This window comes from Allobosea sp. 67-29 (assembly GCF_001898115.1).
GTDB lineage: Bacteria > Pseudomonadota > Alphaproteobacteria > Rhizobiales > Beijerinckiaceae > Allobosea.
The window spans coordinates 1-25,484 of record NZ_MKSQ01000023.1; the positions used below are offsets into that span (position 1 = coordinate 1).

Consider the following 25,484-nt stretch of genomic DNA (forward strand, 5'->3'; position numbering starts at 1 on the left):
GCGCATGCGCTTCGGCATCGGCATGAACACCGACCACACCCTCGAAGAGGTCGGCCAGCAGTTCAGCGTCACCCGCGAGCGCATCCGACAGATCGAGGCGAAGGCTCTGCGCAAGCTGAAGCATCCGTCGCGGAGCCGGAAGCTCAGGAGCTTCCTGGATAACTGAGATCAGAAAGGGCGCCTCGGGCGCCCTTTTTTGTTGCCGCAGATCGGGCCTTGCGATGCAGGTTTGCGGCAATCCTCCGGCAGAGCCGTTTTTCGGCGCCGGCAGCGCGACCATCCCACGATCGGATGATGTTTCGGACTTCCGAGCCCGCCAGTTTCAGGCCGGTCGAGCGCGCGACCAACGGCGCGTTCGGGTCTCGCATCGTTCCGATTGTTCCGGAGATTTCCATGCTGCCTTTTGCCTATTCGGCGCTGGAGGAGCGCTTCGCCACCATTCGCCCCTGGGCCAAGACCGCGATCGGGGAGGCGACGAACCGCTGTGCCATCTGCATGGGCTACACGTTGCGGCTGACGCCTTCCGAGGACGATGCGACCGTCGCCAGCCTCACGGGTGCAAAGGCTTCGTTCTCCTCGGCGCCGGGTTTGCGCGGCGCTCCGGTTCCCGTCGCATTCGGCGGGGCTGCGCCACGCCCGCTCAGCGCGCAATTCTTCATCCGGGCCTCCGAATTGCTGCCCCGCGTGCTGCGCGCCTATGGGAAGCCCGACGTGCAGGGCGTATCGAACCAGGCTGCCAAGTCGGTGATCGGCAGGAAGGGCGTGCTCTATCTGGAGAACTGCTACCAGACGCCCGGCGACAAGCGATTCTCGTTTCCCTTCCTGCAAAGGACGACCGGCGACCACTGGGACCTGTTCAACGGGGCCGCCATGGTGGCGGAAGGATTGATGATCTCGGGCAACAATCACGAGGGACAGCTCTATTTCTGGCAGGCCCGCTAGCCGGCCGCAGGCTGCCGCGGCTCTGAGCGGGAGGACTTGATCTCGACGGCGGAAGCGGGCTTGCTGGACCGGCGCGCGGTTCGGGAGCCCCCCTCATGTCGATCGAGTTCCTGCTGACTTCGCTCATCATCGTCGCCTCTCCCGGCACCGGCGCGATCTACACCATCGCCGCAGGGCTGACGCGCGGGCCGCGGGCTAGTGTCATCGCTGCGCTCGCCTGCACGCTGGGTATCCTGCCGCATCTGATGGCGGCGCTGATGGGGATCGCGGCCGTGCTGCATGCCAGCGCGCTAGCCTTCGCCGTCGTGAAATATGCCGGCGTCGCCTATCTGCTGTTCATGGCCTGGCAGACGCTGCGGGAACATGGCGCGCTGAAGGTCGAGACCGGGGCGGATACGCGTCCGGCCTGGCGCGTGCTGCGCGACGGCATCGCCATCAACCTGCTCAATCCGAAGCTCTCGATCTTCTTCGTGGCCTTCCTGCCGCAGTTCATCGCGGCCGGGGAGGCTCATCCGCTGGCGCGCATGCTTGAACTCTCGGGTGTGTTCATGGCGATGACCTTCGTCGTCTTCGCTCTCTACGGGCTGTTCGCGGCGGCGATGCGCGACAAGGTCGTCAGCCGTCCGGCGGTGATGGCCTGGCTCAGGCGCAGCTTCGCGGCGGCGTTCGTCGCTCTGGGCGCGAAGCTGGCCCTGACCGAGCGCTGACGCAGCCATGCGCCAGACGATCCTGAGCATCGAGACGCGCGGCCCGGGGCTCTACGAGTTCACGGACCGCGTTGCAGCCTTCGTCCGCGCCGGCGATCACCCGCAGGCACTGCTGACGCTGTTCGTGCGGCACACCTCCTGCTCGCTGCTGATCCAGGAAAATGCCGACCCCGACGTGCAGCGCGATCTCGATGCGTTCTTCCGCCGGCTGGTGCCGTCCGCGGATGATCCGGCGATGGACTACCTCGTCCACCGTGCCGAGGGGCCGGACGACATGCCGGCCCACATCAAGGCTGCGCTGACGCCGGTGTCGCTGTCGATCCCGGTGATAGACGGGAGGCTCGCGCTCGGCACCTGGCAAGGCATCTATCTGTTCGAGCATCGCCAGGCGCCGCATCGGCGCGAAGTGGTGGCGCATCTCGCCGCCTGAGACTCAGGCGGGCGGGGAGACGACGAGCGCCACCAGCCGCCTGACGAGCGGAAGAACGAGCAGCAGCGTCGGAAACGCGACGAGCCAGGACAGCGCCCAGGAGACGGGCCAGACCCGCAGCAGCTCGCCGTCGAGGCCGAGAGCCTTGACCGTCGAGATGCCCGAGACGACGAAGGTCATCATCACGGACAGGATGAACGGCATCACGACCGCGCCATAGCGGGCCGGGAGGCGGCGGAAAGTGGAATTCGACATGGGGGTGCTTTCGTAAGCGGCAGGCCATCCGATGCGCATCCTGACGGCCGGGCCGGGGAGGATGCGTTGCCTGACGTGAGACGCTTACGAACGGGCTCGGCGCCCGATGGAGACCGTTTACGCGAGGCTCGCGTGCCTGGCAACGGGCTTCCGTTCGGGATGGCTGCTTGGCAGGGCGGACTGGCGGGGTTAGTTCTCGGCCATCGCGTCGTCACCCGCCGGAGGAAAACCGCATGTCCTTCCTGAAATCGCTCTTCGGCGGCCGCAAGCAGGCCGAGGACAAGCCCGCGGGCCCGGTGAAAAGCATCGAGCACAATGGCTTCACCATCCATGCCACGCCCTATCAGGAAGGCGGGCAGTACCAGCTCTGCGGCATCATCGAGAAGGTGGTCGACGGCGAGGCCAAGAGCTATCGCTTCATCCGCGCCGACCGTTTTCCCGGGCAGGCGGAGGCGGCCGACTTCACCCTGACCAAAGGCCAGCAGATCGTCGACATGGAAGGCGAGCGCATCTTCCGCTGACGCCGAGCGGCGCGACCTTTTGACCGGGAACGCTTCGAGAGCCGGTCCGTTTCCTGAACACACGAACGTTCAGGAGGATGCCATGAAGGATCTTACCGGCAAGAAGATCGCGATTCTCGCGACCCACGGCTTCGAGCAATCGGAGCTTGACGTGCCCCATGCCGAGCTGCGCAAGGCTGGGGCGAGTGTCGACATCGTCTCGCCCGAACCCGGCGAGATCAGGGGCTGGAAGCACAAGGACTGGGGTAGCGCCGTCAAGGTCGACAAGGCGCTCGATCAAGTCAGCGCGGTCGACTACGATGCCATCGTGCTGCCCGGCGGGCAGATGAACCCGGATACGCTGCGCGGCAACGACAAGGCGCTTGCGCTGATCAAGGACTTCTTCGCACAGGGCAAGACCGTCGCAGCGGTCTGCCATGGGCCTTGGCTGCTGATCGACACCGGTATCGCCAAGGGGCGAAAGGTGACTTCCTGGCCCACCGTGCGGCAGGACCTGATCAATGCGGGTGCGTTGTGGGAGGATCGCGAGGTCGTCACCGACAAGGGAATCGTGACTTCGCGGAAACCTGCCGATCTTCCGGCCTTCGTCGCCAAGATCGCCGAGGAGATCAACGAGGGCCGGCACTCGCGGCAGGCGGCCTGAGGCAGAACAAGCCTGATCATCGTCATCCGCGGCGCCCGTCGGCCTTGGCGGGAGCTTTTTGACGAGCCATGCCGGCACAAGCGCGACAGGCATACGCCGGAAGCGCTTGTGCCGGCCTGTCGCGCTGCTAATCCTCGCATCAGGCCGCCGAGAAGCGGCCGTCGAGGAAGCATGATCCAAGGCCTTTCGAGCGATGCCGGGCGCTACGAGCCCGATTCCCCCTATGCCTGGCTGCGGCTGGCCGTGGCTCTGGTAATCGGCACCGTCGCCTGCGTCGGCTCCTGGTCGGTCGTCGTAGTGCTGCCGGCGATGCAGGGCGAGTTCGACACGCTGCGCTCCGGTGCGACCCTGCCCTACACTCTCGCCATGCTCGGCTTCGGCGCGGGCAACATCGCGATGGGCCGCATCGCCGATCGATACGGCATCATGGTGCCGATCGTGATGGGGGCGCTGCTGCTCGCGGCCGGCTACGCCGCCGCCGGCCTCTCTCACTCTCTCTGGCAATTTGCGCTGGCACATGGCCTGCTGATCGGGTTCGGTACCGGAGCCGGCTTCTCCCCGCTGATCTCCGATCTGTCGCACTGGTTCCGCAGGCATCGCGGACTTGCCGTCGTCTGCGGCGCCTCCGGCAGCTACCTTGCCGGCGTCGTCTGGCCACAGGTTATCACCTGGGGCCTGGCGCATTACGGCTGGCGCGTCACCCATTTCGGCATTGCCGTCACCGCGCTGGTCGTGATGTTGCCCCTTGCACCCTTTTTCCGCCGCCAGCCGACGGCGGCGGCGCTCGCCCACGCCGATAGCCACAGCGCCGGGGCACGTAGCGACCTGGGGCTGAGCGCCAACCAACTGCAGGCCCTTCTCTGCCTCGCGGGCTTCGCCTGCTGCGTGGCCATGGCGATGCCGCAGGTTCACATCGTCGCCTATTGCGGCGATCTCGGCTACGGGGTGGCGCGAGGCGCCGAGATGCTCTCCTTGATGATGCTGCTGGGCATCGTCAGCCGCATCGGTTCAGGCTTCGTGGCGGACCGCATCGGCGGTACGGCGACGCTGGCTCTCGGCTCGCTGATGCAGGGCGTGGCGCTGTTTCTGTATCTCTGGTTCGACGGGCTTTCGTCGCTCTACATCGTCAGCGGCCTGTTCGGTCTGTTTCAGGGCGGGATCGTGCCGATGTATGCCGTCGTCATCCGCGAATACCTGCCGGCGCGGCAGGCGGGGGTACGGATCGGGCTCGTCATGTCGGTGACCGTGCTCGGCATGGCCACCGGCGGCTACCTCTCCGGCGTCATCTTCGACTATTTCAGCTCGTATCGGATGGCCTTCCTCAACGGGCTTGCCTGGAACCTGATCAACCTGAGCATCGTCTGCTGGCTGATGCTGAAGACGCGGGCGAAGCCGGAGCCGGCGGTTCAGGCCGTCGGGCGATAGGTGCCGAAGCACCAGACATGGCCCTCCGGATCCTTGCCGCCTGGCTCGACTCCGAGCGTGGACAAGGACGAGCGCCGCTTGCCGGCTGTGGCGGCGCCCGCCATCATCGCCTCCGGATTCCCGATCCCGAGGCGACGAGACGACAATGACCCAAGCAGCCGAAGCCCCGGATGAGCAGCCGCGCGGCGAACTGACGGTGCGAACGATCGCCATGCCGAGCGACACCAATTCGAACGGTGACATCTTCGGCGGCTGGGTGATGTCGCGCATGGACCAGGCAGGTGGCATCGCGGGCGTCGACCGGGCACAGGGCCGCGTCGTCACGGTCGCCGTCGAGGCGATGACGTTCATCCGGCCGGTCAAGGTCGGCGATGTCCTCAGCGTTTATACCGAGATCGAATCGATCGGCCGGACATCGATGCGCATCCATATCGAGGCGTGGGCCAAGCGCTTCCGCACGACGCTGCACGAGAAGGTCACGGAAGCGACCTTCGCCTTCGTCGCGATCGACGAGGAAGGCCGGCCACGGCCGGTGCCGCAGCTGCCCGAAAATCCTAACGGCTGATGAAGTACCGGTTCGGCCCGGTGATTCAAAAGAATCCATTTTAAGCGTTCTTTAAAAGCGGCCGGCGATAGTGCCGCCCGACAAGACCGGAAAACCGGTCCGGGGTGAATGCATGTCCGTCCGATTTTGCCAGGCCTACCTGCCAACCGGCCCCTCCGGCCGGGCGGGCGGGGGATTCTGCGCCGAATGCGCGGCATCGATACCTGCCGGACCAGGCTTCCGTTTCTGAAATCCTCCTCCTGTGTTGCGTGTTTCCCGGAGTACGACTTCATGACGAAAGCCAGACCCGCGCGTGAGCGCAAGCCGAGGCGCATCGGCATCGCGGCCCGGATCTACGCGGCACTGGGCACGCTGACGGCACTGACCCTGGTGTCGTCCACGGTGGCCTGGCTCTCCTACAACCGCGTCGAAGCGACGGTCGACGATCTCGTCACGCAGAAGATGCCTGTCGTCGAGCTGGCTCTCGAACTGTCGCAGGCGGCGACGCAGTCGACGGCGCTGGCCGCCCGCTTCAGCGAGATCGAGACCGTCCAGGAGCGCTCGGCGCTGACGGCCGATCTCGACAAGGTCGAAGGCCGCCAGATGGATCTGCTGCGCCGCATCAGCCAGCAGGGCAAGGTCGACCAGGCGAAGGCGCAACAGGCGATCGACGGCCTTTCGCGCCAGATCAACGACATCAACGATCTGACCGGGGACCGTCTGCGCAACGCGACCGAGCAGACCAAGGCGCTCGAGAAGCTTTCCAAGGCCCGCGAAGGCTTCACGGCGCTCGCCGATTTCGAGACCGGCGATGCCCAGTTCAACGTCAAGATGAACATCGCGAGCGCAACCCAGCTCACCGGCAAGGAGGTCGAGGAGGCGCTCTCCAACATCATCGACAAGGACCTCGCCGCGCTGCAGACGGCGCAGGCGCTGCAACTGCAGGTGAGTGAGCTGGTCGGCCTGCTCCGCGAGATCTCGCAGATCGAGAACCGCGCTGCGCTCGACAACGGCAAGGCGCGCTTCACCGCCATCCTCAGCCAAGTCCGGGGTTTCCTGGCGCAGGCCGAGAAGCTTCAGCCCAATCCGGCGCGTGCGGATGCGGTCAATGCCGTGATCGCGCTCGGCGAAGGCGCCGAAGGGCTGATCGCGATCCGCGAGCGCGACCTGAAGACGCGCGCCGCCATCCAGGCCGGATTGAAGGAGACTCAGCAGGCGGCCGATGCGGTGCGTCGTGAGGTCGGTGAGCTCGTCACCACGGCCCATACCGGGGCGGAGGCCGCAGGTGCCTCGACCGGCGCCCTGATCGACCAGAGCCGGCTCTGGCTCGGGAGCATCGGCGCAGGTTCGCTCCTCATCGCACTGGCGCTCGGCTTCTTCTATGTCCGGCCGATGATCGTCGGACGCCTCAACCGGCTGTGGGCTGCGACCAAGGCGATCGCGGACGGCGCTCTGGAGACCGTGGTCGACACCAAGGGCAATGACGAGATCTCGGACATCTCGAAGAGCGTGCTGCTGTTCCGCGACAATGCGGTCGCGCTGCGCGCTGCCGAGGAGGCCAAGGTCGAGGACCAGAAGCGGGCCCAGGAGCAGCGCCGCCAGATGATGCAGGAACTGGGCGAGGCCTTCGGCGTCGTCGTTGTGGCCGCCGCCGCGGGCGACTTCAGCCAGCGTGTCGCGGCCCAGTTCGCCGATGCGGAGCTCAATGCTCTGGCGGACTCAGTCAACACCCTGCTGGAAACCGTGCAGGCCGGGCTATCCGAGACCTGCGAGGTGCTCGCCGAGCTTTCCGCCGGCCACCTCTCCACCCGCATCGAGGGCCTGTATCAGGGCGCCTTCGCGGAGCTGAAGGACGGCACCAATGCGCTCGCCGAGGAATTCGAGGGCACGCTGGCGCGCCTTTCCGAGACCGTCTCGGCCGTGCGCAGCGCCACCAGCGAGATCCTCGACGGCGTCACCGACCTCGCCGAGCGGACCAGCGAGGAAAGCAACGCCGTGTCGATGGCGACGAACCAGCTCGGCGCTTTCGCCGGTACGGTCAAGAAGACCGCGAGCGAGGCGGCGCAGGCGACCGGCATGGCCCAGGGAGCCGAGGAACGCGCGCAGCAGGGCGAAAAGGTCGTCGCTTCGGCGCTGGAGGCGATGCAGCGCATCCGCCAATCCTCCAGCAAAATCTCCGAGGTCATCGCGATGATCGACGAGATCGCCTTCCAGACCAACCTGCTGGCGCTCAACGCCGCGGTCGAGGCGGCGCGCGCCGGCGATGCCGGCAAGGGCTTCGCGGTGGTCGCGACCGAGGTGCGCAGCCTCGCCAAGCGCTCGGCCGATGCCTCGAACGACGTCAAGAAGCTGGTCGAGGCGGCGCATGGCGACGTCAAGGTCGGCGTCGGCCTGGTCGAGGAGACCTCGGCGATGTTCGGCGCGATCATGGGCTCGGTGAACGAACTGACCAAGCTGATGAACGGCATCGCCCAGACGGCGAAGAGCCAGGCCAGCGACGTCTCGACGATCAATACCGAGATCGACGGCATCGGCACCATGGCGCACCAGAATGCGGCGCTGGTCGAGGAGACCAACGCGGCGCTGGCGCTGACCGACGAGCAGACGCGGGCCCTCACCGAACACATCGCCCGCTTCCAGTTCCGGGAAGGACATGCCGGCGGCCACGAGGCGAAGCAGGATCTTTCCGAAGCGGCCTGACGCGGGTTGCGCGAAGACAACCGAGCAGGCCCCGCGGGCGACCGCGGGGCCTGCCGCATTTCGGGACCCCCTCCGCTATGCTTGCGCGCCGGGCGATCCCGATGCTAGGCGAAGTGTGGGCCGGTAGCTCAATGGTTAGAGCTCGCTGCTCATAACAGCGCCGGTGCCGGTTCGAGTCCGGCCCGGCCCACCAATCTCTACCGCACGTCCTGGTCGGACGCTCCGCCGCAGATATCAGCGGCGGATTTCAACGCCCGATCCGACCTGTCCCGCGCTGGCCTAGGGCCGCCGCAACTGAAAGCTGCGCGACAGCAGCGTACGGCCCTTTTGGCCGAGGCTCATCACCCACGCGCCTTCCAGGCGCGTGTCGGCCTCCGCTTCGGGATTGCTGTACCAGTACCAGGGATCGAACGGCGGCCGGGAGAGGAAAGGCACTTTCCAGACCGTCGTCTTGCGCTCGACACTGCCGTCCTTGGCGATTTCGGGGCGCGTCAGCGTCTCCTCGATTTCGACGCGCTCGCCTTTCGGCGGCGTGGGGAAATGCATCCGGAATCCGAAAGTGACCCATGGAGCGAGGCCAATCTCCAGGCGACGCTCCATCTGGCGCACGTCGAAACGCTGAGCGTAGAGGGGACGGCCGTCCCGGTCATGGTCGCGGACGAAGGTGCGGGCGTTCGACTTGAAGATCAGACCCCAATTCTCAAGGGCCATCATCAGCGGGGTTCCCTCGTCGGTGAAGAGCAGTAGCTTGATCGTTCCATCGGGGCGCTTCCAGCCCTCGATATTGGCTGCTGCCTGCCGCAATCGCTCCAGCAGGGCGGCATCGAGGCGTTGTGACTGACCGGTTTTGCCGGCGAACGCGGCGGCCTGGCTTCTCGTCCTTGCCGTCGGTGACCCGTTCGGCTCGCCGACATCGAAACCCAGCTGGTTCAGCCTGAACTGAAGTTCGAAAATTCCATTTCGAGAAAGCTCCCGGCCCTGTTCCCGACCGTCCCTTGCGGCAAGCTGGACCGTCCCGGAGGCGGCTTGGGCCGGTCGTTCATAGCGAATGCTGAGATTCCGGAAGGGCGCGTCTTTCCCGGCGCAATGACCACCGGCATCGACCGAGAATGCCTGGGTGTCGCCGGCACCTGTCGTGACGATTGCCAGATCGCATCCATCATGCCGATACCGAAAGACGTCGTCGGCGTGCTTGCGCCAGACGGATAGCTCGACGCCACGGAGGACGAGAGTGAGCCTCTGACCGTCGTTTACGGGAACTTCCTCGACGAGCAGCGTGCTGCCGTCATTTGCGGCATAGGTGCCATTGAGTGTTGCGGCAGGGGCAGCGGAGGCTCCTGCGGCCAAGAAGATCGACAGGCAGGTTGCCGTAGCGGAAACGAAGAATTTCACCGGATCAGGCATTCATCCCTCCGTGAAAGGCGTCGCGAAAATCCTACCAAGATTGAAGGCTTCTTCGATATTTCGAGAAGTCGGCAGTGAAATCAACAGGCTGGAAACGCGATGGCCGGAATCGTGGCCTTGGCCGATAAGCCTCAAGGATCGGTGTCAGACCGGCTTGGCGCGCTGCTCTGCTTCCGGGCTGCCCGACCGGGCTCGCGCCGCGTGCCGGCGCCTGCTCAGCTTGCTCATCCAGAGATAGATGATCGGCGTCGTGTAGAGCGTCAGAATCTGGCTGAGGATCAACCCCCCGACGATCGTGATGCCGAGCGGGCGGCGCAATTCGGCACCGGGGCCGGTCGCGATCATCAGCGGGACCGCGCCCAGCATCGCGGAGAGCGTCGTCATCAGGATCGGCCGGAAGCGTTCGAGGCAAGCCTCGAAGATCGCCTCGCGCGGGGCCATCTCCCGCCGGCGTTCGGCGCTGATCGCGAAATCGACCAGCATGATACCGTTCTTCTTGACGATGCCGATCAGCAGGATGATGCCGATGAAGGCGATGATGGTGAGGTCGGCTCCCGCGATCCTGAGCGCGATCAAGGCGCCGAGACCCGCCGAGGGCAGGGTCGAGAGAATCGTCACCGGGTGAATCAGGCTCTCGTAGAGGACGCCGAGGATGATGTAGACCGCGAGGATCGCGACCAGGATCATCATGCCCTGGCTGCCGGCGCCCTGCGTGAAAGCCTTGGCATCGCCGGCGAATTCCGCCCGAAGCGAGGCTGGCAGGTGCAGACCTTCGACGGCAGCGACGACAGCGTCGCTCGCCTCCTGCAGCCCGACGCCGGGCGCGAGGTCATAGGTGATCGTCACGGCCGGGAACTGGCCCTGATGGTTGATCACGAGCGGCGCGGTACCGCGCTCGACCTTGACGAGGCTGCGCAGCGGCACCTGCGCGCCGTTGCGGCCGGGCACGTACAGATCGAGGATGTCGTTCGGATCGCGGCTGCGCGAAGGCGCGACTTCCAGCACGACGCGATACTGGTTGCGGGCGCCGTAGATCGTCGAGATCTGGCGCTGGCTGAAGGCGTCCGCCAGGACATTGTCGATGCCCTGGATCGCGACGCCGAGCTGAGAGGCCTTGTTGCGGTCGATCACGACATTGGCCTGCAGCCCGCCCTGCTCACGATCGGTCGAGACGTCCACGAGCTCCGGCAGGGTGCGCAGGCGCTCCAGCACCTTCGGAACCCACTCCTGAAGCTCGGGCAGATCGGGGTCCCACAGCGTGAACTGGTACTGCGAGCGGCCCTGCCGCCCTCCCGCTCTGACGTCCTGGATCGGCGTCAGGAAGATGCGCAGCCCCGGGATCGAGGACAGGCGGCCGCGCAGGCGGTTGACCACCTGGGCCGAACTCAGCCCACGCTCCGTCAGCGGCTTCAGGCTGACGAAAAAGCGCCCGGTATTCACCGAGCCGCTGCCGCCGCCGATGAAGGAGGCGACGCCGGACACTGCCGGATCGGACGAGACGATCGCCGCGCCACGCTGCTGGAGCTGCATCATTGCCGGAAAGGAGATATCGGTTGAAGCCTGGGTGAAACCGATGATCAGCCCGGTATCGTCCTGCGGAAAATAGCCCTTGGGCGCGCTGCGGAACATCTGCACGGTCAATGCCACGGTCGCGATCATCACCACGAGCATCAGCCAGCTATGGCGCAGCGCGATCGTGAGCGTGCGGGCATAGAAGCCCGCCAGGGCCGACAGCACACGCTCGACGATGCGGTCGAACCGGCTGGGCGCATGCGGCCCGGCCTTGAGGAAATGGGCGCAGACCATCGGGGTGACGCTGAGCGAGACCGCGGTCGAGACGAGGATCGCGAAGGTCAGCGTCAGCGTGAACTCGCGGAAGAAGCGGCCGGCGACTCCATCCATGAAGAAGAGCGGGATGAAGGCCGCGATCAGGGACAGGCTGATCGACACGACGGTGAAGCCGATCTGGCCGGCGCCCAGCAGGGCGGCCCGCAGCGGCGAGATGCCTCGTGCAACGTTGCGCTCGATGTTCTCGATCATGACGATGGCGTCGTCGACGACGAAGCCGACCGAGATCGTCACTGCCATCAGCGAGAGATTGTCGAGCGTGAAGCCGGCCGCCCACATCGCCGCGAAGGTGCCGGCGATCGAAAGCGGCACCGTGACGCCCGCGGCGACCGTCAGCGTCGTGCGGCGCAGGAACAGGAAGACGACCAGCATGACCAGCGCGATCGAGATCAGCAGGGTGTGCTGGATATCCGCGATCGAGGCGCGGATCGTCACCGTGCGGTCGGCCATGATCGAGAACTGGATGCCGGCCGGCACCCAGCGCTGGATCTCCGGCAGGAGCGCCTTCACGCGGTCGACCGTGTCGATAACGTTGGCGTCGGCCTGCTTGGTGATGGTGATGAGGATGGCGGGCCTGCCATTGTACCAGCCGGCGGCGCGGCTGTTGCGCACACCGCGCTCGACGGTCGCGACATCGGCGAGCCGGACCACCGTGCCCTTGGCCGAGCGCACGACGATATTGCCGTAATCCTCCGGCTGGCGGATCTGGTTGTTGGCCGAAAGGGTCTCGCTCTGCCGCGTCCCGTCGAAGGAGCCGACCGCCGAGACGGTATTGGCGTTGACGATAGCGGTGCGGATCGTATCGAGGCTCAGGCCCATGGCGGCGAGCTGGGCGGGGTCGACCCGCACGCGGATCGCCGGCTGCTCGGCGCCGGCGACGGTGACCTCGCCGACGCCCTCTACCTGGGAGATGCGTTGGGCGATCACGGTGTCGGCGGCGTCGTACATCGCGCTCGGCGTCATCGTGTCGGAGGTGAGGGCCAGGATCAGAACCGGTGCGGCGTTGGGGTTGGCCTTGCGGAACTGAGGCAGGGTCGGCAGGTCGCCGGGGAGGTCGGTCGCAGCGGCGTTCAGAGCCGCCTGGACGTCGCGGGCGGCGCTGTCGGTATTCCGCGTCAGGTCGAACTGCAGCACGATCGAGGTCGAGCCGAGCGAACTCGTCGAGGTGATCTCGGTGACGCCGGGGATGGAGCCCAGCCTGCGTTCCAGCGGCGCGGCGACGCTGCCGGCCATGGTCGCGGGATCGGCTCCGGGCCGGCTGGCGAAGACGCGGATCGTGGGAAAGTCGACGCTCGGCAGGCTCGCGACCGGCAGGAAGACATAGGCGACCATGCCGACGAGGAAGAGGCCGATCGCCATCAGCGTCGTGCCGACCGGGCGCAGGATGAAGGCGTCCGAGAGGCCCCGGACCGATTTCCAGCCCTTGTCCTCGTCGGTGGCGTCGCTCATTCGGCCGCCTCCGGATCGGGATAGGGAACGACGCCGTCGGGGCCCCCGCCGAGGCGCCGGCGGATCTTCTCGAGCGCGAGATAGATGACCGGCGTGGTGTAGAGGGTCAACAGCTGGCTGAGCAGCAGGCCGCCGACGATGGTGATGCCGAGCGGCTGGCGCAACTCGCTGCCCGTGCCGGTCGCCAGTGCCAGCGGCAGGGCACCCAGCAGCGCCGCCAGCGTGGTCATCATGATCGGCCGGAAGCGCAGCAGGCAGGCCTTGACGATGGCGGCGTCGGGGGAAAGGCCCTCGTGCCGCTCGGCCTCCAGCGCGAAGTCGATCATCATGATCGCGTTCTTCTTGACGATGCCCATCAGCAGGATGATGCCGATCAGCGCCACGATAGAGAGCTCGCGGCCGGTCAGGACCAGGGCAAGGAGGGCGCCTACGCCGGCCGATGGAAGCGTCGTCAGGATCGTGAAGGGGTGGACGTAGCTTTCGTAGAGGATGCCGAGCACGAGATAGATCGTCACCACCGCGGCGAGGATCAGCCAGGGCTGGTTGGCGAGCGAGCGGTTGAACTCGGCCGCATCGGCGCTGAAGGAGCCGGAGATCGAGGCGGGCATGCCGATCTCACGCTCGACGGCGGCGATCATCGTCACCGCGTCGCCCAGCGCTTCGCCCGGCGCCAGATCGAAGGAGATGGTCGCGGCCGGGAACTGCTCCTGATGGGCGATGGAGAGCGGCGCGGTCTCGCGGATCAGCCGGGTGAAGGAGGAGAGGGGCACCTGCACGCTGTTCTGCGTCACCGTCGAGGTGCCGGCTGAATTGGTCTGGCCCTGCGTGTTGGTGTTGCCGGTGACGTAGAGCTTCGAGAGCGCGCTCGGGTCGCGCAGATATTGCGGCGCTGCCTCGAGGATCACGCGATACTGGTTCGATTGCTCGTAGATCGTGGCGATCTGGCGCTGGCCGAAGGCGTCGTAGAGCGTGTCGTCGACGGCCTGGATGGAGATGCCGAGCCGGCCGGCCTTGGCCCGGTCGATCTCGACATGAGCGCGCAGGCCCCCGTCCTGCGTCTCGTTGGCGACGTTACGGACGATCGGCTCGCGCCGCAGCGCGTCCGAGAGCCTGCGGGCCCAGCCCATCACTTCCGTCTGGTCGGCGCCGGTCAGGGTGTACTGATACTGCGAGCGGCTGGCGCGGGTGGTGATCTGGATGTCCTGCACGGGCTGGACATAGGTGACGACACCGGGAATGGCGGCGGCGACGCCGCGTAGCCGCTCGGCGATCACGACCGCGTCGTCGTGGCGCTCGTCCTTGGGCCGGAGTGTCACCGTCATGCGGGCGGTGTTGAGCGTGGCGTTGGCCTGGCCGATGCCGAGCACGGAGACGACGCCGGTGACGTCGCCATCCTGCTCGAAGGCCTGCGTCACCTTCTCCTGCAGCCGCTTCATCTCGTTGAAGGAGACGTCCGGCGAGGATTCCAGCACGACGTTGAGCAGGCCGGTATCCTGGCTCGGCAGGAAGCCCTTGGGGATGACGATATACATCCAGACCGTGAGCACCAGCGTGGCGAGCGTCGCGAGCAGCACCAGGCCGCGCGCCTTCAGCGCCCAGCCGAGCGTGACCTCATAGAGCCGCGCCATTGCCGAGACCGGCCATTCCGCCAGCCGCATCAGCGGATTCTCGCGCCTGCCGTCGTGATGGCGCAGGAGCCGCGCGCACATCATCGGCGTCAACGTCAGCGAGACCACCGCGGATACGACGACGGCGATGGTCAGCGTCAGCGCGAACTCGCGGAACATCCGGCCGACGAGCCCGGTCATGAACAGGAGCGGGATGAAGACCGCGACCAGCGAGACCGTCAGCGAGATCACGGTGAAGCCGATCTCGCGGGCGCCGTCATAGGCAGCCTGCAGCGGCTTCTTGCCCTGCTCCATGTTGCGGACGATGTTCTCGATCATCACGATCGCATCGTCGACGACGAAGCCGGTGCCGATGGTCAACGCCATCAGCGAGAGGTTGTCGAGGCTGAAGCCGGCGAGCCACATCACCGCGAAGGTCGCGATCAGCGAGAGCGGCAGCGCGACGCCGGCGATGATCGTGGCGCGCACGGTGCGCAGGAAGAGCAGCACTACCAGCACCACCAGAGCGCAGGCGAGGATCAGCGTGAACTGAACATCGGCGATCGAGGCGCGGATCGTCTCGGTGCGGTCGCTGACCACCTGCAGTTCGACGCCGGCCGGCATGCCGTTCTTCAGGCGCGGGATCTCTTCCTTTACCCGCGCCACCGTGTCGACGATGTTGGCGCCGGGTTGCCGCATGACGTCGATCACCACCGCCGTCTTGCCGCGGAACCAGGCACCGATCCGGCTGTTCTCGAGGTCCTCCAGCACGACCGCGACGTCACGGAGAAAGACCGGCGCGCCGCTGCGATAGGCAACGACGATGTCGCGATAGGCGGCGCCGCTGCCGATCTGGTCGTTGGCCGAGATCGTGTAGGCCTGATGGTTGCCGTCGAGCGCGCCCTTGGCGCCGGCGACGTTGGCGTTGACGATGGCGGTGCGCAGATCCTCCATGCCGAGCCCGTAGGCGGCGAGCCGCGCGAGATCGGCCTGGATGCGGATCGCGGGCCTGACGCCGCCCTCGATCGAGACATGGCCGACGCCGGAGACCTCCGAGAGACGCGGCGAGAGCAGCGTGTCCGCGAGGTCGCTGAGCTGGCGCAGCGAGACCGTGTCCGAGGTCAGCGCCAGCACCATGATCGGCGCATCGGCCGGGTTGATCTTCGCGTAGGTCGGCGGGTAGGGCAGGGTGCGCGGCAGGGTCGAGCCCGCGGCGTTGATCGCCGACTGGACGTCCTGGGCGGCGGCGTCGATGTCGCGGTCGAGATCGAATTGCAGGGTGATCTGGCTGAGGCCGAATGAGCTCTGCGAATACATCGTCGAGAGCGCCGGGATCTGGCCGAACTGGCGCTCCAGCGGTGCCGTCACCAGCGAAGCGATGGTCTCGGGATTGGCGCCCGGCAATTGCGTGGTGATCTGGATCGTCGGGAAATCGACCTGCGGGAGGGCCGAGACCGGCAGGCGCAGATAGCCGAGGATGCCGCAAAGCAGCACCGCGATGCCGAGCAGGGAGGTCGCGATCGGCCGGCTGATGAAAGGCGCGGACACGCTCATCGCGGCTGCCCCGTCATGGCTGCGCTGGCTGTCTTTGTGCACCCGATCCGCTGGCGGGGGAACCCTCGCCGGCGGGGCGTCCGCCCTCGCGGCGGGGCGCGCCCGGCGCGGCACCATCCGGGCGCGGCCGGCCCTGGCCCGAACCGGGCCCGGCCGCCGGGCCGGAGGGCGCGTCCCGTGCCGGGGCCGCGGAGCCGGCGCCCGCGGCATCGCCGCCGCTCTGGTCGCGCTGCCGGCGCGGACCCTGGCCCGGCTCGCGCGTGCCGCGGCGGCCGGGCGCCGCGGCCGGCGGCTGGGCGGCCTCCTCCGGCGTCGAGACGCGCACCTTCGCCTTGTCGGTCAGGCGCGCGAAGCCGGTGGTGACGAGTTTCGCCGGCGGCTCGACGCCCGACGTGATGACCGCGGTCGTTTCGTCCTGCTGGCCGACGGTCACGGTGACCTGCCGCACCGTCTCGTCGTCGTTGACGGCGAAGACATAGGCCCCGTTCGGCCCACGCTGGATCGCGGCGGTCGGGGCGATGACAACATGCCGGAGCACGTCGACGAAGACCCGGACATTGACGAACTGGCCGGGCCAGAGCTGGAGTCGTTCGTTCGGGAAGCGGGCCTTGACCTTGATCGTGCCGGTGGTCTGATCGACGACGTTGTCGATGACCTCGACGACACCCTTGTCGATGATGGTCGTGCCGTCCGAATCGAGCGCATCGACCTCGACCGGCCCGCGCGCGACCGCAGCGCTCACCGCGCGCAGTTGTTGCTGCGGCAGGTTGAAGACCATGGCGATCGGCTTGAGCTGCGTGATGACGACGAGGCCGTTCGAATCCGAGGCGCGGACGATATTGCCCTGGTCGACCTGGCGGATGCCGAGCCGGCCGTCGATCGGCGCGCGCACCGTAGTGTAGTCGAGGATGGCCTTGGCGTTGTCGATCGCGCCTTGGTCGGCACGGACCTGTGCTTCCAACTGCGCGACCGTGGAGCGCTGGGTATCGGCCTGCTGGCGCGAGCCGTAATCGGTTTGGGCGAGCTTGGCATAGCGTTCGAGGTCGGCGCGGGCATTGGCGAGCTGAGCCTCGTCCTGCGCCTTCTTGGCGACGGCCTGGTCGTACTGCGCCTGATAGGTCGTGGGGTCGATCTTGGCGAGCACGTCGCCCTTCCTGACGTCCTGTCCGTCCTTGAAGGCGATCTCGATCAGCCTGCCGTCGACCTGCGTGCGCACGGTCACGGTGTTCAGGGCCTGGATCGTGCCGACGGCATCGGCGGTGACCGGCACGTCGCCATAGCGGGCCGGCGTCGCGATCACCGGGATCGGCCCCTCATTGCCACCGAAGCGGGCGCGCCGGCCGCCACGTCCGCCGGCCTGCTGTGCCGTCGAGACCCCGTCCTTGCCGGCCGGCATCCAGCCGCCATTGTAGCTGTGCCAGCCCCAGGCCGCGGCACCGAGCAGGACGAGGATGAACAGAAAGCGCTTCATTCAGCCGCCTCGGTTGCGGTGATGGCGGCGCGGCGGTCGGCCTGGGTCCAGCCCCCGCCCAGCGCCTTGAACAGATCGACATAGGAGATAAGTTTCTGGAGCTTGACCTGCGAGAGCTGGTCCTGCGCCTGGAACAGCGTCTGCTGGATATTGAGCAGCGTGACGATGTCGATGGTGCCCTCGCGCAGCCGCTGCTCGGTGATGGCATAGGCCCGCCGCGCCGAGGCCACCGTTTCCGCCTGTAGGCGCTCGTGGCGGGTATTCTCCTGGATCGCGATCAGCGCGTTCTCGACATCGGCGAAGGCGCTGACGATGGTCTTGCGATAGGTCGCGATCAGTTCGTCGGCGGTTCCGCGCTCCAGCTCGACGCGGGCGCGCAGGTTGCCGCCGTCGAGGATGGGCTGGACGAGGCCTGCCGCCGCCGAGGCGAAGGCGGCGTCGGGGCGCAGCAGGTTCTTCAGCACCGCGCTTTCGAGCCCGCCCTGGCCGGTCAAGGTGATGCTCGGATAGAGCGCGGCGCGGGCGGCATAGAGCGTCGCCTCCTGCGAGGTCAGGCGCGCCTCGGCCTCGGCGATGTCCGGGCGCCGCTGCAGCAACTGCGAGGGCAGACCGGCGCGGACCGCCGGCACGGCGATCGCGTTCAGGCTGCCGCCCTTGATCGCGACCGCGGCCGGCGTCTCGCCGAGAAGGACGGCGAGCGTGACCTTGGCCTGGCGCAGCGAGAGTTCGAGAGCCGGCACCGAGGCCTTCTGCTGCGCCACGACGCTTTCCTGCTGGGCGATGTCGAGCTGGGTCGCTGTGCCGACGGCAAGCCGCGCGCGGATCGCGTTGAGGATGCGCTCCGCAGCCGCGATGTTCTCGCGCGCGATGCGCAGGCGATCCTGCGCCGCCAGCACCTGGAAATAGGTGCTGGCCACGCTGGCGACGGCAGTGAGCGCGACCACGTCACGGTCGAAGCGTGTGGCTTCCGCGGCGAAACGCCCGGCATCGGCAGTCGAGCGGTTCTTCCCCCAGAAGTCGAACTCGTAGCTCGCGGAGAGCCCCAGGCTGAACGTGTTGCCGATGCTTTCGCTGAACGGTCCGCGCTTGGAACCCACCGTTCCCGACCTGAGGGCGCGGGAGGCATCGGTCGAGCCGCTTAGCGTCGGATAGAGCGCCGCCGACGAGATCCGCGACTGCGCGTCGGCCTGCCGGATTCGCGTCATGGCGATGGCGATGTCGAAATTGTCGCCGGCCGTCCGCTCGACCAGTCGGTTCAATTCGCTCGACCGGAACAGGCGCGGCCAGCCCGGCGAGACGGCCGGCGCGGCGCGGCGCTCCCCCGCCGCGAAGCTGCGCGTCACGGCGACGCCGAGGTCGGGGCGCTGGTCGGCCGGCAGGCAGGCGCCGAGGCCGGCGGCGAGGAATGCAGCGGAGGAGAGACGAAGGAGCGAATGCCCGAACGCGTGTCCCGCAAGATCACGCCTGTAGCCCGGCACCATTCCGCTCCTCTCCAGCCTCGATTCGAAAGAACGCGGAACACGACGCGACCGAAGCCGCTTCTAAAGTGAACGACCGGGGAGAGAAAGTGAATTTCTCTTCATCTTTGCGGCGATGGCGTTGCGCGAGGATTGCTGGCTCGGCGTCGCGCAATCCTGCCTGCCTTTGCAGTTGCGACGAGGCGCGAAATGAGCCCTTCTGGACGTAGGCCGCGTTGCGGGCCCGGTTTCAAATGAGGTGATGCCGGATGCGGAGCCGAGATCAAACCATCCTGCCGACAGCGCAGCCCGGCCGTCCTGAACTCCGGGCCCGGTCGTCCTGTCCTCCATGCCTGCGGAGCAACCCGTGAGAAGTCCCTACGAGGTTCTCGGCGTCGCGGCCACGGCTTCGGCTGCCGAGATCCAGAGCGCCTATCGCAAGCTCGCCAAGAAGCTGCACCCGGATCTCAACCCCGGCGACAAGGCGGCGGAAGAGCGATTCAAGGAGGTCGCCGGTGCCTACGACCTGCTGAGCGATGCCGACAAGCGCAAGCGCTTCGATGCCGGCGAGATCGACGCTTCCGGCGCCGAGAAGCCGCCGCCGCAACAACACTATTATCGGCATTATGCCGGGGCGGACCACGGCAATCCCTATGCCGATGTCTCCGGCTATGCCGACTTCATGGACGGGGAGGATGCCTTCGCAGAATTGCTGCGGCGCAGCCAGCAGGCGCGGGCGAACCGGCGTGGGCAGGACCTGCATTACCATCTCACCGTCGATTTCGTCGATTCGATCACCGGCGCGACGAAGCGGCTCAACCTGCCTGACGGCAGCACGATCGACGTGACGATTCCTCCCGGGCTGGTCGATGGCCAGACGCTCAGGCTGAAGGGCAAGGGAGCGCCGGGAACGGGCAAGGGCGGGGCGGGCGATGCGCTGATCGAGGTCGAGGTCCGGCCTGACCGGCGCTTCACCCGCGCGGGAGACGATATCACGATCGAGGTTCCGATTTCGCTGACCCAGGCGGTGCTCGGCGGCGAGGTTCGTGTGCCGACTCCGACCGGGGAAGTCAGCATGAGGGTGCCGAAGGGGGCGAACACGGATACGAAGCTGCGCCTGCGCGGCAAAGGCGCGCCGCGTCGCGGCGGCGGTCACGGCGATCAGTTCGTCAGCCTCAAGGTGATGCTGCCGAAAGCACCCGATCCGGAGCTCGAAGCCTTCGTGGCGGGGTGGAAGGACAAGGATTACGATCCGCGCGAGGGCCGGACGTCATGACGATGACCAAGCAGGAATTCCTGACCTCGTCGGGGCTCAAGGTGAAGGTGCTGGAGTTCTGGCTGGAGCAGCGCTGGCTGGTGCCGCAGGAGGCGGCTGGCGAATTGCACTTCCGCGACATCGACGTCGCGCGCGCGCAACTGATCCGCCAGCTCAAGGACGATTTCGGCGCCAATGATGCCGGCATCGACGTGATCCTGCATCTGATGGACCAGCTCCATGGCGTGCGGCAAGCGCTCGCGGAATTGCGCGAAGAGGCGCGGAGGGACCGGTCCTAGGCTGGAATCCACGACTGGCAGTCGGGAGCGGAGCCAAGCGAAGGAGAGCGGAGATGAGGGAAGCGCTGACCGGGCAGGGGCGAGGGAACATCGACGGGCTCGTCCTGCGAATGCTGGTTCGCGAGCTCGTCGCGAAGGGCGTGCTGACGCAGGACGAGGTGCGCGCACTGCTGTTCGATGCGGCGAGGCAGATCGACGAGGTCGGCAGCCCGCAGACCGACCAGGCCGCCTGGAGCATGGTCAACGAGGATCTGGCGCCCGATTTTCTCGGGACCGGTTGACCGCGCGGCGGAGCGGGAACCCGGACAAAGCGGCCGGCGTTACGGCTGTGGTGGGTGCCGGGTGCCGCCGGGATGGTCTTGGTGACGGAAAGGCTCGCGCAGCCGCAAACGGCCCGAGGAGGCGAGACGATGCACGACAAGGTCAGGGAGAACATGGAGGTGATCGGCGCCGACGGCGTGCATGTCGGCACCGTCGATCGCATCGAGGCCGGGCGCATCAAGCTCAAGAAGAGCGATGCCCATGGCCGGCACGAAGGCCATCACCATTTCATCGAGTTCGGCTTCGTCGCCGGCGTCGAGGGCGATAAGGTGAGGCTGTCCGCCAATGCCGACGTCGCCGTGACTCTCGAAGAGGAGGTCTCCGGCAAGCCGGTGGAGCTTTGACATCGGGGCTGCGGTCGCCGGGGCGTCGCGATCGCAGCCTTCTGTTCGGGAGGACTGGGGCGATGCAGCTGTACGACCTTTACCTGAACGCCAAGAAGCCCGGGATCGGCCTCTATGTCGCCAGCGGTTCGGACCTGCCGGATTTCGCCGATCCCAAGGAATGGATCTTCGACGGAACGGCGGCGGCGGACTTGCTGCCGCCGAGCGTGATCGAAGGCGTCGCCAATGTCGGCCACGCATTCCGCGACATGGATTGAGATTCAAAACCGGGCGGGTCAATCTCGGCGCGATGTCTTCGAGTGCACGGCCCATGGACCTCAGCCAGGCTTCCGTCGTTTCGCAGCCGGTCATGGCAGTGCTGGCGCGCATGCTCACCTCGGAGGCGGCGGTTCCCCTTGCGCCGGGCACAACGTGAGCGCCGCGACGGAGCATCGCGTCGTCATCGTCGGCGCCGGCTTCGGTGGGCTGGAGGCTGCCCGCCATCTGGCCCGCATGCCGGTCAGGATCACGATGATCGACCGGCGCAACCACCATCTTTTCCAGCCGCTGCTCTATCAGGTCGCGACTGCCTCCTTGCCGACCTCGGAGATCGCCTGGCCGATCCGTTCCCTGCTGCGCAGCTACAGGAACGTCACGACGCTGCTCGGCAGCGTCACCGGCGTCGACCGGGCGGGCAAGCAGGTGCTGCTCGAGGGCGAGCCGCCGATCGCCTTCGACACGCTGATCCTCGCGACCGGAGCGCGCCACGCCTATTTCGGTCATGACGAATGGGAGCCCTATGCGCCGGGCGTCAAGACGCTCGAGGATGCGACGCGGATCCGGAGGCGCATCCTCTCGGCCTTCGAGCAGGCCGAATGGGAGACCGACGAGAATCGCCGCGCCGAATGGCTCACTTTCGTGATCATCGGCGCGGGGCCGACCGGGGTCGAACTCGCCGGCACCATCGCCGAACTCGCGCACGACACGCTGCGCGGCGATTTCCGCCATTTCGATACGCGCAGCGCCCGCGTGATCCTGGTCGAGGCCGGGCCACGCATTCTGGCAGGGTTCACCGAAGACCTCTCGGCCTATGCCGAGCGCGCGCTGAAACGCCTCGGCGTCGAGGTCAGGCTGGGCCAGCCGGTCTCGGAATGCCGGGAGGATGGCATCGTGCTCGGCGGCGTCCTTCTGCCGGCGCGGACGATCCTGTGGGCGGCGGGCGTTGCCGCTTCGCCGGCCGCGGAGTGGCTGCAGGCGCCCGCGGACCGAGCCGGGCGGGTGCGTGTCGAGCCCGATCTTTCGGTGCCCGCGGAACCGGACATCTTCGTCATCGGCGATACCGCCTTCGTCGCGGATGTCGACGGCAAGCCGGTTCCCGGCGTTGCGCCTGCGGCGAAGCAGGAGGGCGCCTATGTCGCGCAGGTGATCGGGGCGCGGCTGCAAGGCAAGCAGCCTCCAGCTCCCTTCGCCTACAGGAATGCCGGCAACCTCGCGACGATCGGCAAGCGGGCGGCGATCGTGGATTTCGGCTGGATCAAGCTGCGCGGGCGCCTGGCGTGGTGGATCTGGGGCATCGCCCACATCTTCTTCCTGATCGGGCTGCGCAACCGGCTCGCCGTCGCGCTCAACTGGCTCTGGATCTATGTCAGCGGCCACCGCAGCGCCCGACTGATAACCCAGGGCCAGTCGACGACAGTCCGCAAGGCGGACTGATGGCCGGCGGCGGGTCCGGACTCCAGAGAGGCTCCCGGTCCAGTCCGTCGCGCGGCATAGAGCATCGGCCCGAAAAGTGGAACGCGGCTTTCGGAAAAGGTCGATGCAACAACAATGCTCTAGCCACGCAGTCCGGCAACCACCTGCTGGCGATAGGCGAGGGCGGCAGGCACCAGAGCGAACAGGCTGCCGATCAGCGCGAGACCAAGAGCCGGCAGCAACTCCTCGAGGCCGATGGCGGGCGAGAGCAGCAGTCCGGTGCGCTGCGCGACGAGCCCTGAGACGGCCTGTGTCGCGAGCGCGCCGAGGCCGAGACCCAGCAGGCAGCCGAGCGTCATCAGCGTGACCTGTCCCAGCCAGACCACCAGCATGACGTAGCTGCGCGGCGCGCCGAGTGCGCGCAGCACGGCATAGCGCCGGCGTCTCAAACCGGCGACGGCGAGCAGGAGCAGCAGCACGGAGGCGAGGATCAGCACTGTATTGAGCGCCGAGGCGACGACGAGGATGTCCCGGATATTGCCGAGCGCGCCATAGAGCGAGACCAGCACTTCGGCGGGGAAGAACGCCATCGTGCCGCCCTGTCGATATTGCGCGCGCAGCTGATAGGCGCCGGCCACACTCTTCGGCTTGACGACGATCGCAGGCACTCCGGGAACGCGCTTGCCGTCGAAGGGCAGGCCGATCCGCTCTTCAGCGCCTGCGGGGCTGCTGCCGGCAGCCGGACCCTGCTTCCAGAAGGGCGAGTCACCCTTCGTTTCCTCCGAGGCATGACCATTGCCGAGGCCGTGGATCTCCCAGACGCTCTCGATCGGCACGAGGATCGCGCGATCCCAGGGAGAGCCGAGGCGCGGCAGCCGGCCGACGACGGTATAGCCATGGCCTTCGTGCTTGTGGCTGTCCTCTTCGGCATCGGTCTGGCCCGGCGCTGCGACACGGCCGGCGACGCCATGCGACGGCGTGATGGTATCGCTCATCCGGTAGAGGACATCGGCGCCGAGCACGGCCTCGCCCTCCGCTGCGAAGAGGCGCCCCTCGCTGGGCTTGATCCGGTCCCAGCGGCCGGCGAAGGCGGCGGTCGTGCCGACGATCGGATAGCCGCGGCTGACGTCGCCGAAGGCGATCGGTGCGACCTGCGCGACACGCTCGTCCTTGAACAAGGTGTTGAGCAGGCGGCCGTCGACCAGCGGCAAGGCGTCGGGCTGGACATAGACTGTCGACATCAGGAGCTGCGTCTGGCTGCCGGGCGCGCCGATGATCAGGTCGAAATCATCGGCGGCCGCGGCCGAGCCGCGGCGCAGCGCCCGTTCCTGCGCAGCGATGGCGACGCCGGTCGCGATGGCCAGCGCGACCAGCAGGACGATCGCCGGTGCGGTCCAGCGCAGCGCGCGCAGATCGGCCAGCACCATGGGGAAGGGATTCATCACGCGGCCCGGCGCTGTGGAGCATGGGACAGGTCGAGGCGCTGACCGAAGCGGGCGAGCAGAGCCGGATCATGCGTTGCGCAGATCAACGTTGCGCCGCTCTCCATGGCCGTCTCGAGCAGGAGATCGGCGACCTCGGCAGCGTGGCCGGTATCGAGGCTGGCAGTGGGCTCATCGGCGAGGATCAGCGCCGGCCGGGTGAAGAGCGCGCGGGCAATGGCGACGCGCTGCTGCTCGCCCCGCGAGAGGAGGGCGGCGCGGCGGCGCGGGTCGGGCAGCCCCATGCGGCGGGCGAGCGCGGCGGCGCGTTCCTTCTCGGCCGCGCTCAGGTTCCAGGCCGAGAAACACGCCGGCAGCGCGACATTTGCGGCTATGTCGAGCTCGGGAATCAGATGAAAGTCCTGGAAGACGAAGCCGATGGTCTCGCGGCGCCAGCGGTCCCGGCCGGATTCGGAAAGGTCGGAGACAGCACGGTCGCTCCACAGGACGCGGCCCTGAGAAGGCCGCAGCAGGCCGGCGATCAGATGCAGCAGCGAGCTCTTGCCACAGCCGGAAGGGCCGCTGATGCCGATGCAGCTGCCCGGCTCGATCGTGAGCAGCGGCAGCTCGAACAGGCGGAAGGGCTTGCCGTCGGCGTCGCGGTGGTCGAGCGCGAGGCCTTCCAGCGTCAGCCGGCCGGAGGGCTGCTCAGGCGAGGGTGAAGCCGGCATCGACGATCCTGATCTGGCTGACGAAGCCGGTCTCGACGTCGGTGGCGGAACCGATCTCCAGCCGGCCGGTCACCGCGACCTTGCGGCCCGCGCTGACCATCGCCGTCTCGTTCTTCATGAAGACGACGACGATATCGACGGGCCAGTCCGCGTCCGACTGGCAGAAGGGACAGATCGCCAGAGGTTCGCGGGTCAGCACGAAGAAACGACTCTCGGCTTTCAACGGGGGCGCCATGTAGCCGAGCATGCGAACCTCGTGGCCGCGCAGCGCCGTGACCCGGTCGGAGAACTCGAAGCCCAGCACGCCGAAGGACTTGTAGAGCCCGTCGAAGGCGATCGATTCGGTCTCGGCGGCGCGAGCCTGTCCGCAAAGGCCGGCCGCCGCGAGGCCGAGCATGGCTTCGCGGCGGGACATCGGCAGAAGGGAGGGGATGCTCGGCATCGCGGCCTTGTTCGCCTGCGTGATACGACCTGTTTTGATTTTA

25 protein-coding genes and 1 tRNA gene are annotated in these 25,484 nt (G+C 67.3%); 16 read left to right on the top strand and 10 right to left on the bottom strand.

Annotated features, from left to right (window positions below; translation table 11 throughout):
* The 4 genes from BGO20_RS16920 to BGO20_RS16935 form a co-directional block, all read left to right on the top strand.
* The coding region (locus BGO20_RS16920) for a sigma factor-like helix-turn-helix DNA-binding protein (RefSeq protein WP_299858530.1) at positions 1–166 on the top strand (166 nt) is incomplete at its 5' end.
* Between the two features lie 227 nt (positions 167–393).
* Positions 394–942 carry a T6SS effector amidase Tae4 family protein gene (locus BGO20_RS16925; RefSeq protein ID WP_291660319.1) on the top strand — a complete coding sequence of 183 codons (549 nt, stop codon included), beginning with the start codon at positions 394–396 and terminating at the stop codon, positions 940–942.
* 95 nt (positions 943–1,037) lie between these two features.
* On the top strand, positions 1,038–1,649 hold the full coding sequence (locus BGO20_RS16930) for a LysE family translocator (protein ID WP_291660321.1): 612 nt from the start codon (positions 1,038–1,040) through the stop codon (positions 1,647–1,649).
* A 7-nt stretch (positions 1,650–1,656) separates the two neighbouring features.
* Positions 1,657–2,079 carry a secondary thiamine-phosphate synthase enzyme YjbQ gene (locus BGO20_RS16935; protein WP_291660322.1) on the top strand — a complete coding sequence of 141 codons (423 nt, stop codon included), beginning with the start codon at positions 1,657–1,659 and terminating at the stop codon, positions 2,077–2,079.
* A 3-nt stretch (positions 2,080–2,082) separates the two neighbouring features.
* On the opposite strand, the gene BGO20_RS16940 is transcribed toward BGO20_RS16935, so the two are convergent.
* Positions 2,083–2,334 carry a DUF2798 domain-containing protein gene (locus BGO20_RS16940; RefSeq protein ID WP_291660323.1) on the bottom strand — a complete coding sequence of 84 codons (252 nt, stop codon included), beginning with the start codon at positions 2,332–2,334 and terminating at the stop codon, positions 2,083–2,085.
* Between the two features lie 233 nt (positions 2,335–2,567).
* On the opposite strand from BGO20_RS16940, the gene BGO20_RS16945 reads away from it, so the two are divergent.
* The 3 genes from BGO20_RS16945 to BGO20_RS16955 all read left to right on the top strand — a co-directional run bounded on the left by BGO20_RS16945 (position 2,568) and on the right by BGO20_RS16955 (position 4,923).
* The gene (locus BGO20_RS16945) at positions 2,568–2,855 is read left to right on the top strand and encodes an HlyU family transcriptional regulator (RefSeq protein WP_291660325.1); all 288 of its coding nucleotides are present in this window, start codon (positions 2,568–2,570) and stop codon (positions 2,853–2,855) included.
* Between the two features lie 82 nt (positions 2,856–2,937).
* Complete coding sequence (locus BGO20_RS16950; protein ID WP_291660327.1) at positions 2,938–3,498, top strand: type 1 glutamine amidotransferase domain-containing protein; 561 nt, start codon at positions 2,938–2,940, stop codon at positions 3,496–3,498.
* Positions 3,499–3,669: 171 nt separating this feature from the next.
* Positions 3,670–4,923, top strand: a complete 1,254-nt coding sequence (locus BGO20_RS16955; RefSeq protein ID WP_291660330.1) for an MFS transporter — start codon at positions 3,670–3,672, stop codon at positions 4,921–4,923.
* On the opposite strand, the gene BGO20_RS16960 is transcribed toward BGO20_RS16955, so the two are convergent.
* A complete protein-coding gene (locus BGO20_RS16960; protein ID WP_299858400.1) occupies positions 4,905–5,027 on the bottom strand; it encodes a hypothetical protein in 123 nt (40 codons plus the stop codon). The genes BGO20_RS16955 and BGO20_RS16960 overlap by 19 nt on opposite strands.
* Before the next feature lie 41 nt (positions 5,028–5,068).
* Here BGO20_RS16960 and BGO20_RS16965 point away from each other — a divergent pair, with 41 nt between their 5' ends.
* The 3 genes from BGO20_RS16965 to BGO20_RS16975 all read left to right on the top strand — a co-directional run bounded on the left by BGO20_RS16965 (position 5,069) and on the right by BGO20_RS16975 (position 8,360).
* Positions 5,069–5,488: an acyl-CoA thioesterase gene (locus tag BGO20_RS16965; RefSeq protein ID WP_291660332.1), complete on the top strand. Its 420-nt coding sequence runs from the start codon at positions 5,069–5,071 to the stop codon at positions 5,486–5,488.
* Between the two features lie 270 nt (positions 5,489–5,758).
* The gene (locus tag BGO20_RS16970) at positions 5,759–8,167 is read left to right on the top strand and encodes a methyl-accepting chemotaxis protein (RefSeq protein ID WP_291660334.1); all 2,409 of its coding nucleotides are present in this window, start codon (positions 5,759–5,761) and stop codon (positions 8,165–8,167) included.
* Positions 8,168–8,284: 117 nt separating this feature from the next.
* Positions 8,285–8,360: transfer RNA gene (locus BGO20_RS16975), tRNA-Ile, on the top strand.
* Positions 8,361–8,446: 86 nt separating this feature from the next.
* Here the strand turns inward: BGO20_RS16975 and BGO20_RS16980 are convergent.
* The 5 genes from BGO20_RS16980 to BGO20_RS17000 form a co-directional block, all read right to left on the bottom strand.
* Positions 8,447–9,571: a hypothetical protein gene (locus tag BGO20_RS16980; protein WP_291660336.1), complete on the bottom strand. Its 1,125-nt coding sequence runs from the start codon at positions 9,569–9,571 to the stop codon at positions 8,447–8,449.
* A gap of 144 nt (positions 9,572–9,715) precedes the next feature.
* Positions 9,716–12,868 carry an efflux RND transporter permease subunit gene (locus BGO20_RS16985; RefSeq protein WP_291660338.1) on the bottom strand — a complete coding sequence of 1,051 codons (3,153 nt, stop codon included), beginning with the start codon at positions 12,866–12,868 and terminating at the stop codon, positions 9,716–9,718.
* A complete protein-coding gene (locus tag BGO20_RS16990; protein ID WP_291660340.1) occupies positions 12,865–16,029 on the bottom strand; it encodes an efflux RND transporter permease subunit in 3,165 nt (1,054 codons plus the stop codon). The genes BGO20_RS16985 and BGO20_RS16990 overlap by 4 nt, the downstream gene beginning before the upstream one ends.
* 13 nt (positions 16,030–16,042) lie before the next feature.
* Positions 16,043–17,500 carry an efflux RND transporter periplasmic adaptor subunit gene (locus BGO20_RS16995; RefSeq protein WP_291660343.1) on the bottom strand — a complete coding sequence of 486 codons (1,458 nt, stop codon included), beginning with the start codon at positions 17,498–17,500 and terminating at the stop codon, positions 16,043–16,045.
* A complete protein-coding gene (locus BGO20_RS17000) occupies positions 17,497–18,981 on the bottom strand; it encodes an efflux transporter outer membrane subunit (RefSeq protein WP_291660345.1) in 1,485 nt (494 codons plus the stop codon). The genes BGO20_RS16995 and BGO20_RS17000 overlap by 4 nt, the downstream gene beginning before the upstream one ends.
* A 343-nt stretch (positions 18,982–19,324) precedes the next feature.
* On the opposite strand from BGO20_RS17000, the gene BGO20_RS17005 reads away from it, so the two are divergent.
* From BGO20_RS17005 to BGO20_RS17030, 6 genes are all read left to right on the top strand, one after another.
* Positions 19,325–20,233: a DnaJ C-terminal domain-containing protein gene (locus BGO20_RS17005; protein WP_291660346.1), complete on the top strand. Its 909-nt coding sequence runs from the start codon at positions 19,325–19,327 to the stop codon at positions 20,231–20,233.
* The gene (locus BGO20_RS17010) at positions 20,230–20,511 is read left to right on the top strand and encodes a chaperone modulator CbpM (protein WP_291660348.1); all 282 of its coding nucleotides are present in this window, start codon (positions 20,230–20,232) and stop codon (positions 20,509–20,511) included. The genes BGO20_RS17005 and BGO20_RS17010 overlap by 4 nt, the downstream gene beginning before the upstream one ends.
* 53 nt (positions 20,512–20,564) lie before the next feature.
* Positions 20,565–20,792, top strand: a complete 228-nt coding sequence (locus BGO20_RS17015) for a hypothetical protein (RefSeq protein ID WP_291660351.1) — start codon at positions 20,565–20,567, stop codon at positions 20,790–20,792.
* 129 nt (positions 20,793–20,921) lie between these two features.
* On the top strand, positions 20,922–21,176 hold the full coding sequence (locus BGO20_RS17020) for a DUF2171 domain-containing protein (protein WP_291660353.1): 255 nt from the start codon (positions 20,922–20,924) through the stop codon (positions 21,174–21,176).
* A 62-nt stretch (positions 21,177–21,238) separates the two neighbouring features.
* Positions 21,239–21,433 carry a hypothetical protein gene (locus BGO20_RS17025; protein WP_291660355.1) on the top strand — a complete coding sequence of 65 codons (195 nt, stop codon included), beginning with the start codon at positions 21,239–21,241 and terminating at the stop codon, positions 21,431–21,433.
* Between the two features lie 154 nt (positions 21,434–21,587).
* Complete coding sequence (locus BGO20_RS17030) at positions 21,588–22,868, top strand: NAD(P)/FAD-dependent oxidoreductase (protein ID WP_291660357.1); 1,281 nt, start codon at positions 21,588–21,590, stop codon at positions 22,866–22,868.
* Positions 22,869–22,987: 119 nt separating this feature from the next.
* Here the strand turns inward: BGO20_RS17030 and BGO20_RS17035 are convergent, their stop codons facing one another.
* Genes BGO20_RS17035 through BGO20_RS17045 form a run of 3 tightly spaced genes read right to left on the bottom strand, consistent with a single transcriptional unit; the run spans position 22,988 to position 25,441 of the window.
* The gene (locus BGO20_RS17035; RefSeq protein WP_291660359.1) at positions 22,988–24,289 is read right to left on the bottom strand and encodes an FtsX-like permease family protein; all 1,302 of its coding nucleotides are present in this window, start codon (positions 24,287–24,289) and stop codon (positions 22,988–22,990) included.
* Positions 24,289–24,999 carry an ABC transporter ATP-binding protein gene (locus BGO20_RS17040; protein WP_291660361.1) on the bottom strand — a complete coding sequence of 237 codons (711 nt, stop codon included), beginning with the start codon at positions 24,997–24,999 and terminating at the stop codon, positions 24,289–24,291. Before BGO20_RS17040 ends, BGO20_RS17035 begins: the two co-directional genes overlap by 1 nt.
* The gene (locus tag BGO20_RS17045; protein WP_291660363.1) at positions 24,977–25,441 is read right to left on the bottom strand and encodes a hypothetical protein; all 465 of its coding nucleotides are present in this window, start codon (positions 25,439–25,441) and stop codon (positions 24,977–24,979) included. The genes BGO20_RS17040 and BGO20_RS17045 overlap by 23 nt, the downstream gene beginning before the upstream one ends.
* Positions 25,442–25,484: the final 43 nt, after the last annotated feature.